The organism is Pseudomonas sp. CIP-10 (assembly GCF_020911845.1).
GTDB lineage: Bacteria > Pseudomonadota > Gammaproteobacteria > Pseudomonadales > Pseudomonadaceae > Aquipseudomonas > Aquipseudomonas alloputida.
On sequence record NZ_CP087161.1, the window covers coordinates 349,397 to 362,334 of the forward strand.

Annotated in this window: 15 protein-coding genes; 6 read left to right on the top strand and 9 right to left on the bottom strand. The window is 56.4% G+C overall.

From position 1 onward, the window contains the following. Positions 1 to 70 precede the first annotated feature (70 nt). Positions 71 to 508 carry a hypothetical protein gene (locus LMH93_RS28875; protein WP_023383741.1) on the top strand — a complete coding sequence of 146 codons (438 nt, stop codon included), beginning with the start codon at positions 71 to 73 and terminating at the stop codon, positions 506 to 508. Positions 509 to 636: 128 nt separating this feature from the next. Here LMH93_RS28875 and LMH93_RS28880 read toward each other — a convergent pair whose 3' ends face one another. From LMH93_RS28880 to LMH93_RS28905, 6 genes are all read right to left on the bottom strand, one after another. Continuing rightward, the gene (locus LMH93_RS28880) at positions 637 to 1,266 is read right to left on the bottom strand and encodes a hypothetical protein (protein WP_224459415.1); all 630 of its coding nucleotides are present in this window, start codon (positions 1,264 to 1,266) and stop codon (positions 637 to 639) included. 157 nt (positions 1,267 to 1,423) lie between these two features. Beyond that, complete coding sequence (locus LMH93_RS28885; RefSeq protein ID WP_023383739.1) at positions 1,424 to 1,912, bottom strand: hypothetical protein; 489 nt, start codon at positions 1,910 to 1,912, stop codon at positions 1,424 to 1,426. Continuing rightward, positions 1,909 to 2,601: an N-6 DNA methylase gene (locus LMH93_RS28890; protein WP_023383738.1), complete on the bottom strand. Its 693-nt coding sequence runs from the start codon at positions 2,599 to 2,601 to the stop codon at positions 1,909 to 1,911. Before LMH93_RS28890 ends, LMH93_RS28885 begins: the two co-directional genes overlap by 4 nt. 115 nt (positions 2,602 to 2,716) lie before the next feature. Next, on the bottom strand, positions 2,717 to 3,571 hold the full coding sequence (locus LMH93_RS28895; protein WP_023383737.1) for a hypothetical protein: 855 nt from the start codon (positions 3,569 to 3,571) through the stop codon (positions 2,717 to 2,719). A 105-nt stretch (positions 3,572 to 3,676) separates the two neighbouring features. After that, entirely contained in the window at positions 3,677 to 3,976 is a 300-nt protein-coding gene (locus LMH93_RS28900; protein ID WP_023383736.1) for a hypothetical protein, read from the bottom strand. Between the two features lie 13 nt (positions 3,977 to 3,989). Further along, entirely contained in the window at positions 3,990 to 4,388 is a 399-nt protein-coding gene (locus tag LMH93_RS28905) for a hypothetical protein (RefSeq protein WP_060495350.1), read from the bottom strand. A gap of 210 nt (positions 4,389 to 4,598) precedes the next feature. Here LMH93_RS28905 and LMH93_RS28910 point away from each other — a divergent pair, with 210 nt between their 5' ends. After that, positions 4,599 to 6,941, top strand: a complete 2,343-nt coding sequence (locus LMH93_RS28910) for an autotransporter domain-containing protein (RefSeq protein WP_054895137.1) — start codon at positions 4,599 to 4,601, stop codon at positions 6,939 to 6,941. 112 nt (positions 6,942 to 7,053) lie between these two features. On the opposite strand, the gene LMH93_RS28915 is transcribed toward LMH93_RS28910, so the two are convergent. Both LMH93_RS28915 and LMH93_RS28920 read right to left on the bottom strand, forming a co-directional pair. Beyond that, positions 7,054 to 7,710 (bottom strand): hypothetical protein, encoded by a 657-nt coding sequence (locus LMH93_RS28915; protein WP_060495349.1) that lies wholly within the window; start codon positions 7,708 to 7,710, stop codon positions 7,054 to 7,056. Between the two features lie 25 nt (positions 7,711 to 7,735). After that, the gene (locus LMH93_RS28920; RefSeq protein WP_122227892.1) at positions 7,736 to 7,984 is read right to left on the bottom strand and encodes a hypothetical protein; all 249 of its coding nucleotides are present in this window, start codon (positions 7,982 to 7,984) and stop codon (positions 7,736 to 7,738) included. A 154-nt stretch (positions 7,985 to 8,138) separates the two neighbouring features. On the opposite strand from LMH93_RS28920, the gene LMH93_RS28925 reads away from it, so the two are divergent. The 4 genes from LMH93_RS28925 (at position 8,139) to LMH93_RS28940 (ending at position 11,238) form a co-directional block, all read left to right on the top strand. Next, a complete protein-coding gene (locus tag LMH93_RS28925) occupies positions 8,139 to 8,690 on the top strand; it encodes a site-2 protease family protein (protein WP_224459413.1) in 552 nt (183 codons plus the stop codon). 59 nt (positions 8,691 to 8,749) lie between these two features. Continuing rightward, complete coding sequence (locus tag LMH93_RS28930) at positions 8,750 to 9,163, top strand: hypothetical protein (RefSeq protein ID WP_023383730.1); 414 nt, start codon at positions 8,750 to 8,752, stop codon at positions 9,161 to 9,163. A gap of 123 nt (positions 9,164 to 9,286) precedes the next feature. Continuing rightward, positions 9,287 to 10,099 carry a hypothetical protein gene (locus LMH93_RS28935; RefSeq protein ID WP_023383729.1) on the top strand — a complete coding sequence of 271 codons (813 nt, stop codon included), beginning with the start codon at positions 9,287 to 9,289 and terminating at the stop codon, positions 10,097 to 10,099. A 152-nt stretch (positions 10,100 to 10,251) separates the two neighbouring features. Further along, entirely contained in the window at positions 10,252 to 11,238 is a 987-nt protein-coding gene (locus LMH93_RS28940) for a ParB/RepB/Spo0J family partition protein (protein WP_023383728.1), read from the top strand. Between the two features lie 50 nt (positions 11,239 to 11,288). On the opposite strand, the gene LMH93_RS28945 is transcribed toward LMH93_RS28940, so the two are convergent. Further along, positions 11,289 to 12,491 (bottom strand): ISL3 family transposase, encoded by a 1,203-nt coding sequence (locus tag LMH93_RS28945; protein ID WP_003464938.1) that lies wholly within the window; start codon positions 12,489 to 12,491, stop codon positions 11,289 to 11,291. Between the last annotated feature and the right edge of the window lie 447 nt (positions 12,492 to 12,938).

Genomic DNA, 12,938 nt, shown 5'->3' on the forward strand with positions numbered 1-12,938 from the left:
CTCATTGACGACGTATCATCAAGGTCCAAAAATGGGGCCTCGAACACTGCCCTCCTTCGAGACTCAACCCATGCAAGCAAAAGCGAAGATCGACCGCGCAGCTCTTGAGGCAATAGCCGAATCAACCCGCCGCGGGCTGTTGCTTCTTGTCGACAAACCCGGTTCTACCTTCAATGGTTTTCCGCGAGGAACCTGCGGTCCTGCCTCGGACATCCTAGGTCGACTCATCAAAGAACAACTCGGTGCTGATGGTGTGTATGTGTGGGCTGAAGACCATCCGAACCTAAAAAGGGAGCAGTCTCACGCCTGGTTCGAGGTCGACGGGTTCATTATCGACCTCACCTATGATCAATTCCCAGATACCGGGCTTACAGGTTGGGTCTTCGATCAGGGCAACGAGTGGCACGCCAAGTTCGCCGAGCAGGAACGTCGGCAGGGCTTCTGTCCTCCCAGCGGCTGGCCTGAATATCCACTCGATGGTTATGCCGCCGCTAAATCACAGATCTGAACAGGCAGGTCCCGGTACGGTCCACATGCACTGGTCCCAGGCGAAAAAAAACCCGGTCTAGTGACCGGGTCATGTGCAGCGTTTGGAGCGCGAGCATCAAGCTGGCGCTAAAGCCTGAAGTGCAGCAGTCATGCCGACTCCAAGATTTGTTCACCGGAGTGACAAGTCGAGAGATCGATCTCTACTGGCTTTTGGTCAGATTTTGCGGTCACCACGAAGGTGCACGCGCTGTCCTGTTCACCGGCGGCAATGTGGCTGCGGAAGTACCGGTCTGCGACGGCCTGGGCTGCCGCATGGTGATCCCCCTCAACCTCAACATCAGCACTCCAAGTAACGAGATACTGCCGTTCACCGCCAGCTTCAAGTTCAGTTGTGCCTCCGGCCAAGTGGAAGTGACTCTGCAGTTCAGCGATCGGCTGACGTGCGCTGACAACCTCGACGTCAGAATGTCTGATGAATCCCGAGAACCAGAAGCTGGACGCATCCACATTTAGACAGCCGGCCTTCAGTAACACATCGTTGTCGCAGCCGATCTCCTCCGCCTCTTCAGTGCCAGGAGCGTACTGATGGAATGAAGCAGTGCTGTCAAACGTCTCCACTTTGTGAAGCCCATTCTCTTTAACCAGTCGAGCTAGATTGATGATGCGTTGAGTTGCAGCCAGATCGATGCTGAAGGATGCAAATTCTGGCGTATCTTCTGCGCCGTTGGTGGCGCGGGTTTCAACGATATAGGCCTTTGCGGTGCTGGACGAATTCATAGCGATACCCTCAGGTGTGTTGGTCTAGTGAAGGGAGATGCATCACAGCCAACATGAACCGAGGACCCCAAGGACTGAGACGCCCCGCAATGCGGCGTTGCCCCACTGAATGACGCCAAAAAGAAAACCCCGTCGCTAGGACGGGGTTTGATGGGGGTTAACGGCGATGAGAGCAGATGCTCTTCAAGGCCCTGTCGACCAGGTCACCTTCGTAACTCAAGATGACCTCCACGTTGCTGCACGAGCGCTGGGAAGGTCCCAGAGCACGTGCTGCGATCAGGTAACCGTTGGGGTCCACTTGCGATGCAGCGCCGAACAGAACCGCATTATCGACCACTGCGCGGAGAACATCCCCGGCGCCATCGTCTTCGGTCCAACTGGGTGACACGGTGTTGCGAGCACTGACCTGGTTACCGCATACACGGAAGTGCTCAAAGCGCCCGGGGGCATTTTGAATCGAGACCGAGTCGCAGCCTTCAAATTTACCCACGTAGATGACCGGCCGTGTGGCGCCGTTGATGCGAGCTACGGTGGACATTTTTGAGGCAGCAACCGACAGAACAGCATCTGAAGCCTCCGAAGCACTTGCCGCATGCGGTAGCACCTGGAAGGCTAAAGCCGCGGCGATCGTGTACCAGCGTTTCATGAGGCGACCTCAAGTTTCGGAATTGAATTTTGACGTGAACGCATCAGCGTCGGAGAGGTTGCGTGCAAGATCTGCTGCTTGGGGTCCGAGCTGAGCGTATCACCAAGGAGCACTATGATCTCCCCGATTTCGACTCTATGAATGGCACAATTCGCGGCCAGCTGAATCGCAACCATGCGAGCGCAAATGCCATCGATATCGCATGCGTGAAAAAGCCATTGCTGGAGCTCCCCAGGACCTTTCGTTTCGAGCAGGTAGTTTGCTTTTGCCAACAGCATAACTCCACTGCCACAAGCCGGATCTGAGTAAGCTTTGAGATCACCGGCGCGAGGCAGGTCGATGTCACCATCGCTCATCCTGACCATCAGGCTTGCCAATGACCAGGGCGTGAAGAACTGCCCCAGCATTTGCTTGCCGCCATGGCTGGCCAGCTCTTCGTAGAGTGGGCCTAAAATGTCCTTGAACGGTTCTTCATTGGCCACCGCCTGATCGTACAGCGTGATAACTCGTCCTATTTTACCGCGGACATCATCAGGTATGGGATACCAGGGCTGAAACCCCCAAAGCTCCATCACTGCCCCTAGGAAAAATCGAAACATCTCCGCCGGCGGATACCGGTGGCCATCACACAGTGCTTCTGCCAGTGGCTTGATGGTGGGTGGTACCGCGCGTGCTAGTTTGCTTGCCATGGGCAATCTCCAGAGAGGTTGGTCGTATGCATTGGGATGCATCACAGCGACCTACAACGCCGGCCGGCGCCTGGGCATAAAAAAACCGCTCCGGTTAGGGAGCGGTTGCGTAGCGTTAATCAGCGGACTCTTCCGGATCAGCAACGTCCGGAATGGAATCACGCGGCACCCATGTCCAGGTTGCGACAAATGCGCCATCTTCACACAGCGTTACCTGGGCATCTTCATTGACCTGCAGATCATCATTGGCGATGTTGTCCAGCGCCCATGAACGGTACCGGTCCTTGAGAGCGTTCGAGTCCACTGCCTGCTGATCCGGCTCTTCTTGCGCCAGCAGTTTCTTTTGAGCGAGCTCATCGAGCAACTGAGCAGAGGGAGCGCACTGCGACAGACCGAAGTGAACTCCCTGGAGCCCGTAGCGTTTGGAAAACTCTTCTGCCGTCATCTTGGCCAGCACCTTCTCGATGCAATCACTGCACAGACCGTGACCAGCATCTTGATTGCCCCATTGCCGACCTGTGGTACGAGCACCACAGCACGGGCACAACAAGCGCACTGGGGCATCAAGATGCCCGGTCAGGTCGACTTGTGCATATGGAACATCACGGAGCTCACAGTAGGCTTTCTCATCGCCATCGGCGTCATACAGGCCCAATGTGCACTCATCCCACTCCTCAGGTTCAGCGATGGACACCTCGATCGAAAGAAGCAGGTATTGACCGTTGCAGAACTCCTTCCGCAAAGCCATGCAACCGCCTCCGGTGTGATAAACCTCGAAGCCATACGCCTGTACGGGGTCAACAACAGTTGTTCCGCACGGTGAAAAGTAGGGGTTGCGAATCTCCACGTCGTTGAACATGAAAGCCATCTCCGACGGTGAATACGGCCGCTTGAGTTCCTCGCCATTCGGCAGGACCTCGGTCATGACCATTTCTTTGGTATCAGCTGCGTTGTTTGCAATTACGTCCATGGTGCTGCGCCTCTTTGGGTAGTCATCTTGGTCTGAGATGAAGCACAGCCAGCTGTAACGACAGGCAAAAAAAAGCCGCCCCATAGGGAGCGGCGGTACAGCGGTTTAGATTCGAGCAGAGACCTGGTAACCCTTGCCTCCTTCAGCCTGCGTCACGCCGGCTTCAAGAGTGATGGTCACATCTTGCAGTCCTGCATTCTTGAACATACTCGCCACAGTTTCGGCTACCGGCTGCATTTCAAACGGCAAGACGGTGAACCAAGCTTTCGAAAACTTGCACCATCGGCACCCGTATCCAGCGAACCAGCCATTCTCGCGATTTCCAGGAACCGGATCAGGCATTTCCAGAATCTTGTTGATGCGGGTGGCAAAGGCTTCCGGGAATTCCTTCAGAACTGAAGACATAGGAACCTCTCGATCAAGCGGCTTGGTTGTGCTGTTGCTGTTGCTGGCGCTTGCCCAGCTCATTAAGGGTGTCCAGTTTTGCGATGAATCGCTCAGCCGCAGTGGTGCTGGCCAACTCAGAGACCGACTCATAACGGTTCATTCCGCCTGAATAGTCCTTTCGGCCCTCACAGGATCGGTAGAGCACTTTGAGCACTCGATCTGAACCTAGATGAACCATCAGATAGAGATGATCGCTGTGCAGGATCACCTCCCCCATGACTGCGTTCCCGCCTTTACACGACCGAATTTCGTAGCTCGTTTCTGGAAGCTTCAAACGGCCGGCGATCTCTTTGAGCAATCGCTTGCCAGAGCGGTGAAGGCTTTCTTTGGTGATGCGTTTTTCGAGCAGCGCTTTAGGGATTTGCAGCATGACGTTTCTCCACAGGGAATGACGGTCTCTTGCGAAGACCTGGTGACGGGAGATGCGCAACACAGGCATGCAAAACAATCGCGGCCCTTTCCAAGAGCACTCAACAATCCATAACACGTATGTATATTTCTATTGATTTGCTTTCAATCCTGACAGTATTATCCGGCCATCCAATTGATATCACCTAACAAGGTCAGGACGAATCAGCCCATGCACAACAATGCAACCCCCTTCAAGCCACGTCTCTCCCTGCTTGTCGCCTCCATCGCACTGGCCATGAACGCTGGCACTGCGCATGCCGCTTACGCCGGCATTGATGTCTACGCACCAACGCTGGGCTCCTCCAGTACCACCTATGATTCGCACATCGGCGGCTCTGGTGATGGCTCCACCCTGGTTGGCGCCCAGTTCAACCCGAGCACCGAAACTACCGAGGCCTTCAAGTGGACATTGCTGGGTGGCAAGCAACTGCTGGCCAGCCTTGGGACCAATGCCGCCGCCTACGCTGTGTCGAACGAAGCTGACGTCATCGTCGGTAGCTCTGTCGACAGCGTCACGGACAACGAAACCGCCGTGTACTGGAACAACGCCGGCATTCACAAGCTGGACTTCCTGAACGGCGGTGCCGAAGCTGAAGCACGCGCCGTTTCGGCTGATGGCAGCGTCATCGCCGGTTCTGCCGACGACGGTCTGACCGGCAACCGATCGGCAGTAACCTGGGACCTGGCTGGCGCTGTGACTCAGCTGGGCTACCTGAACGACGGCACCTACAGCTACGCCATGGGCATCAGCGCTGACGGCAAGGTGGTGGTGGGGTACGCACAGAACGGCGCCGGCAATGGTGATATCGCCACTCGATGGGTGGGCGGCGGTAGCGCCGAGAGCCTCGGCACCTTGGAGGGTGGTACGCAATCCATCGCCACGGCGACCAGTGCCGATGGCACTTACATCGTCGGTGCGAGTGACTCTTCGCTCGCCCTGAGCGAAGCTATGATCTGGTCCGAGCTGTCCGGCATGAAGGGCTTGGGCTTGCTGGCCGACGGTACCCTGTCCAAGGCTGAAGGCGTCTCCGCCAACGGCGCCGTGGTCGTCGGTATCGCGGACACCACTGGCACTGTCTTCTCCGGCTTCCGCTGGACCGCTGAGACCGGCATGCAGTCGCTGGTCGAATGGCTGCAGGATAACGACCCTTCCTACACTCTCCTGGCCAACAACACCCTGAACTCCGCCACTGCGGTATCTGCAGATGGCAACACCGTCTTCGGCCTGGGCTTCCTGAATGGTCGCTCGCAGCCGTTCGTAGCGCGTTCCTACGGCCCAATCTCCGAGCCTGTGGTCACTACCCCACCGGTGGTAACCACTCCGCCTGAAGAGACCATTCCAGAGGTGACCCCTCCCGTCGTCACCCCGCCTGTTACTGACCCAACGCCGCCAAGCACCGGTGGCTCCTCCAATGCAGGGGACACTTCTACTGGCGGCAGCGATGCAGGCACGGGCACCGGCGCCGGTGGTACCGAAACCGGTGCGGGTACCGGTGGCACTGGGGGCACTGACACGGGTACTGGTGGTACCGGTGGAACTGGCACTGGCGCGGGTGGCGCTGAGGCTACCACTCCACCGACTGGCGTGATCGGTTTGCTGGACCTCGGCGACTCGTTGCAGAATGCGACCCTGTACGCGCAAGCCATGCAGAATCAGCTGCAAGGCTTCGTCCAGGACCAACTGTCCTGCTCGACATTCGACACCAGCGGCATCTGTGTCAGCGTCAGCAGCCAGATGACTCATCACTCGGGTACTGTCCACGGTGACAACGTGTACGGCGGTGTTACCGCTGCATATCGACTGACTCCTGACCTGGTTGCCGGCATCGGCTACCAAGGCCCGAGCACCTCGCTCAAGATCAACGATGACCGCGTCGAGGGTGATACCAACACGATCGGTGCTTTCGTCGAGTACGGTAACCGTCTGCGCAAAGGCGTATTCGCCCGGGGCGCCGTGGCTGTTTCCGAAGGCGATGCCACCATCAAGCGCTCTTACAAAACCGGTGCCGGCGACGTCGAGTCGAAAGGCAAGGCCGATGTCAGCCAGCGTGCCGTATCCGGCCAGGTCGGCTACGTCTTCATCCTGCAGGACAACATCGCTGTCATGCCTTTCCTGGGCTTGGACTACCTCAACACCAAGCTGGATAGCTACACCGAGACCAGCGGCTCCTTCCCGGCGCACTTCGATAAGCGGACCGAAGAAAACATCTACGGTACCGCGGGCCTGGATGCCAGCATGAACCTGGCAAATAAGGCCATCGTCTCGGCGAACATCAAGCACGTCAGCCGCCTGAACAACTCGCAAGACGATCTGACCGGTGATGTGATGGGTGTGTCGCGCTTCGACATGAAGCAAGACACCACTGAGCGCTGGAACGAAGTGGGCGTTGGCCTGCAGGTTGCCGGCCCGTTCAAGGCCTCCCGCGTGGGCATCACCTACGGCCACCGCTTCGGCAGCGACAAAGCCGTTGCCTCGGACGTCGCTACGCTGTCCCTGTCGGTCGGTTTCTAATCGGAAACTGGTACACCAAGCGCCCCACTCAGTAGTGGGGCGTTTTTGTTTGTGGGCGGTTATCGGCAGGCAAAAAAAAGCCACTCCGAAGAGTGGCCGGGGATCATTGGTGTTAGGCAGCAGGCTGCTTGTTCTGTTGCTCCCACCAAGCGCGGAAGCTGGTTACCAGAGAGCAGCCATTGTCCTCAGGCAAGGCGATTACCGCCTTGTTCTGGAGACTGATTGCATGCTCTGGCTCACCATCACGTGAACAGTGGTAGAGCTTGAAGGTGTTACGTGTATCGAGCTGGAAGCAGCACAGAGTGCCCTTCGGCCGTTTGTAATAGACCCGGCAGAAACCCGAGTCAACGGAGTGGAAGGCCAGCTGTTCAACTGCTGGAACTTCAGCGGGAGGGAGCAGGCTGTTGCGATGCTCAACGAGCAGCACACGCAAGGCTTCCAAGTTGAGGGAGCGCTTAACTCCATCAGGGAACAGTTCGTCGCCAAACAAAGCGACCAAATCTGCCTCCAAACTCTCTTTTACCAAGTGGCAGTCTACCTGGTCCCAGGCACGACAATTGATCCATTCTCGCTTTTGCACAGGCGTTTCATTTTCATCAACGTAACCACGCTGATCAGCCATAGCCTCAGCTACTTTGACGCAGGCTTCAGCGTGGCTGGTAGCATGCACATAATCACTGTAGGTACCTTCATCCTCCTGAACCCAGTTCAGAGTAACAGCGTAAAGGTCAACGGCAGGTTGATTAACTCTTACTTTGGTGTCGCTCATGTTTAGTTTCCTTGATTAATTAGAGTTAGCCAGCGAGCTTCATATCTTGCTGAAGCGCAGTTTTGCCTTCATTGAAAGCGTTTAAGAGTTCCGGGATATCAGACAGGAGTGCATGAGGGGTTTCAGACGCCCCCCAGCCATATCCCCAGGCAGCATCCTTTGCATCTTGAAATGCATTGGCTGCTAGTTGAGTGGTTTCCGGCGATTTCATGAGTAGTACGGCTAACGCCCATTGAGATCGAGCGTAAGCCGCAAGCTGAAAACAGGTATTCATACGTTCACCACAGTAGTTTCATAACTATCTGTAATGACGCACACGGACCTGTATTGTAGTTGTACTGCGCAGTACACAGGCCAGGACAAATATCCGGATATTGACTTGAAGGTTTTGAAGCTTTGCTAAAGAATTACTGCATCATGTTCTAGGAATGAAAACCATGCTGCCTGACGCACTGGTAACCATCGGGATGTTCGCCATCGCCTTTTTCGTCATTTGGCTGATGCTGGTGTTCTTGCTCTTGATCCACGAAGCCGGGCATCTAATACCGATGCAGCGGTTTGGTATCAAGCCAGACAAACTCATTATTGGTGGATACAAGCTTTTCTCGTTCCGAAAATCCGGGATCATTCATGAAATTGGTCTGATTCCGCTGTGGGCATATGTGGTCAGCTCCGACTATGAAAAGGCGCCCTCAGACCGCCGGGCGATCATCGCTGCGGGCGGCCCTCTCATCTCACTGGCGACCGGCCTGCTGTTCTTCGGGATTAACTACGTCACGCCGAACTGGCCGACGCTTGTCGCGGCCCAGGGCTCGATCCTCCTGGCGGCGACTAACATCATCCCCCTGCCTCCAATGGACGGGTGGACGATCGTCGAGTATTTCTTGAACCGCCGCGGTATCTACTTTGATGACAGGAACAGGCGGCTCCTCATGGGCGTAGGGTTGGCGACCATAATTGCTATCACCCTCGCCCTCTAGAATTACAGAACTCTGCTCTTCATCTCCTGGTGCAAGTTCAACCCACCAGGAGATGACTCATGACCACTACTTCCCTCGACTGCACCTCACGGCTCCCAGCTGTGCGCCCAGGCTTCTTCGAGGAGGCCTTCCAGAGCTACAACGTACCGCCGAGAATCCGCGCATTTGCAGAAGCTTTCTGCATCCGCTTTGACGTTCGCGGCATCTGCGACCCGGCCTATTGTGCAAACTCTGCAGCCCTTAAGCTGAAGATCGGTGATGGTTGCGGGACCTTCGATCACGAGAAAGAACCCGTCGAGAACGGCATCCCCCTGATCGGTGAGCAACTGCTGTTCTCATACAGCACCTGCATCCAACGAGCAGAGCCAGGCACTACCGCCGACGTCATCAACAGCATGGTGAAAGCTGCTCTGGCGGGGGCAACCGTTGAGGAGCTCTTGCCACCGCCAGCAGCACCCGCTGCTACAAGCTGAACACACCCAAACCGCCTTTCGAGGCGGTTTTTTTTCGTCGATCAAATGCAGTTATTGCTTTTAGATACAGACGGCGTATGTGTTCATGTATTATTCACGCGCTAAAACCATGAAGGATCAACCATGCTCACGAGCCAGCCCCAGCAAGGCATTTCTTCTCCCGCCCACCTGCCGGCCGGCAGCACCTCAGCGGTTAAGTGGTTCTCCCAGGTCACTGTCGAGCTTTCGTATTGGCACGGGAATCAGAGACTGAAAAACCTCGATCAGTTCGAATGGCATGGTGATGCCGTGATGGCGCCAGCGCTGACCCACGCTCAAAGCAAATGTGATTTCTACCAGATCGACGAATCGTCCTCCCTTGAGCTGTGGGCGTTCCGCTCCCAGTGGCAAGTTGCGAAGGTTCGTGAGGGCGCCGACCAGCACTGGTCGTTTGCGGACAGCCTCGACCATGACGTGACAAGGGTCTTGGTCAGCCATCATCCAGTCTGGTCATCAAAACACGGGAAGATGTCCCCTCCTGACACCTGGCCAGGGTTCACCGCTACATTCCGGAAAATCATTTCGGTCGACGCTAGCCGGTCAACCGCTGAACTGGGAGGCTTGGTCACTGCGGCTCTGTGCGTCATCGAGCAAGGTCCTGAAGCTCTGGGGCTCGCGATTACCGATGGTGGAATTCGAGACCTGACTATTACACGCGTCGGAGCAAACACCCGTAGTGCTGGTTGCGAGTTGTTGATGGTGACGGGGGCAATCGCGGTGGCCATGTCACCCTACCAGGCTGAGCCCGGCTTTGACCAACTGGAAGCAGCCGTCCGCAGCTCAGTCGGCATCAAGCTATCCCTCGTCGACGGAGTCACTGCCTCGGGGCACCTCGATGCTGGGCAGCGCTCGACAATCTGGGTAGTCGAAGGACAAAATACACTAAATAATACCTAGCGCGTATGCGTACGCGTTATGTAATATTGCCGCGCCGGACAGATAGATACCCTGTCCGAATGGCTGGTGTCGGCAAATCTGGGTTATGCGCAGGTGTCAGTCATCTCTCTTAGCAAGTTCAACGATTTCTGACCCTTCAGGAGGGCACCGCCATGACCACAACCGTCGAAAACAGCAGCAGCGAACACCAGTTGGATCTGGATTTCCGCATGATCATCACCACTGGCAACATCAAAAAAGCGATGGAAAAGGGTGATGGCAAGAAGCGGTTCACCGCAGGCGACCTCTGGAACATAGCGCCAGGTACTATCCAGGTCATCCCGGGGTACAACGTAAGAGAGCGAAATGCTGACTACTTGGCCAACGTTCAGAAACTGAAGCAATCCATCAAGGACAACGGATTCAAGAAAGACTCGGCTCTCTCGGTCATCATCCGTCGCGATGAGAATGGAGAGCAGTCAATTTGTCTGAAGCGTGGCCATCAGCGTCTTGAAGCCACGATGGAATTGGTCGCCGAAGGTGAAAGCATCCCGACCGTCCCTTGCATCATTGCTGCAGATGATTGTTCCGAAGAGGACATGACTGCAGACCTTGTGCTCAGCAACAATGGTTCACCGCTTAGCCCATATGCAACAGCAGTTGTTTGCAAACGCATGACCCGCTTCCATCCCGATGACCATTCCGCGATCGCCAAAAAACTGAATCTCTGGCCCGCCCAGGTTTCGGACTACCTCTTGATGATCAACGGACCTATCGAGATCAGGAACTACGTCCGCGACGGAGTGGTTTCCTTCACGCTGGCTGTTCAGATCCTTCAAGAGCATGGCCCCAAAGCTCTGCAAGTGATCGAGCAAGGCCTTGCCCGCTCAGCTGCTGCAGGCGGCAAAACCGAAAAGCTCAGGCCAAGGTTTGTTCCAGGCAAGGTCATCAAGAAGGCAATTACCCAAGCAGCTCCAACGATGAAAACAGCCATCGAAAACATTAGACAGGATAAGGGCTATTCGCAGTTGAGCCCGGAGAATCAACAGAAGCTTGAGGAGATCCTGCAGCAATTCCGCCTGGCGGAAGAGGAAGAGGAAAAACTGAACGTGAACCCGTCTACTGAGCAACAGCTCGACCTCAAAGACACTGAGGAATAACCATGCCTTCCAGGCTGCCCCTACACTCGATGTAGGGGCTTTTTTTTGGTTCATCGCGCTTTCCCGGGGAAGGCAGCCTTGATTTTCAGGAAAAAGTATTCCGAGTCCCGAAAACCATAGGCCATACGCTTGATCACCTTGATGCGGTTGTTGACGCCCTCAAGGACGCTGGTATGCATATGGAAGTTGGCACTGGCGAGGATGCCTCGGGCGTATTTGCGCAGGTTGCGAGCGAAGCGCTGTAGCGGCGCGAGGCCGCTGTCCCGGGCGTGCCGCAACCAGGTTCGCCAGCGGCGCCAGCCCTCTCGTACGCTGGGGGCGAACCAGACATCCTTCAGCGCATCCTTGAGGACATAGACCGTAGCCAGCGGCTGGTTGGCCGCGAGTAGTTCTTGAAGCTGCACGGCTTGTCCGTCCTTCAGGTTGTTGCGATTGCGCAGCAGCAGCCAGCGGCTTTGCTTGACCGCCTTTCGTGCCGGCTTGTCTTCGCGCAGGAGGTTGGCCTGGTCAACCCGGATACGGTCGATCACATCCCGACCGTAGCGCGCGACGACGTGAAACAGGTCGTACACCACTTCGGCTTGCGGGCAATGCTTCTTCACCTCCAAATCAAAAGCCGTGTTCATGTCCATGGCCACCGCCTCTATCTGCTGGCAGTGCTTGCCGAGCAATTCAAAGAACGGGCGGACCGCCTCGCGGCTGTTGCCGTGGCCGACCCACAATACCCGCGTTCGCTCGGCATCCATGATGACCGTGGCATAGCGATGCCCTTTGTGCAGGGCGAACTCGTCCATCACCAGGCGGCGGACACCGGTTGAATCGAAGTTGCCTACCTCGGCTTGAAGGCGTCGTTTATCGAGCGTTTTGAGGGTGTGCCAATGCAGGCCGGTGAGCTGGCTGACGTGGCTGATCGGCAGCAGCCGCAGCAAGCTTTCGAGCCATATCCGTAACCGCTGGGTCAGCCGAGATGCTGGCTCCAACCAGTCGATCCGCTCGGTCACCCGCCCACAACTCAGGCAATCGACTCGGCGCACTGGTAGTTGAAGCAGGACGCGCTGATCGAACAGATCACGATCACGCACCAGACGAATCCGGCGATCGTGAATCAACGGGCTGAACTGGCCACAACGCCCGCACTTAGGAAGAGAGCCGGCTTGAGGTTCAAGCTCAATGAGGAGGGTGTTATCGGTAGATGGGCGACAGGTAACGGCGTCGTAGCCTGGCCAGAAAGCGGCAAGATCAATAGGATGCACGGCGACAGCAGGGACAGGTGAAGGGTGTGTTTGGCGACTGCCAATTTACCTGCTTCCCTGACTGTCAACTCGCTCTTCCCCCAGACTCCGCGAAGAACCTTTTTTTTGCCTACCGGAAAATGGCCTTCAACCTCGTCCTCCAAGTTGTATGCACCTCGTGCCGCTTCATTTCCCCGAAAGCTGACCACTCAAGCTGCACCGAACCGGATGAGCCCGTGCACATGATCGTGAATCGAGTGAACGATGCGCATGCCTCACAGGCAGCAAGCCCAGCCAGCTCGAAGCGATCGCCCGGCTGAGGTGTGACCTCCCCCCTCACCAACTCTCCGTTCAAACTACGCCGGCATTGGCCGCAGTCGACTGCGAAGCGGGCCAATTGAGTACCATCTGAAAAGACGATCGGGAGGCGAAGGTGCAAAGGCCTCACCTGCCGCCACCGGCTGATCG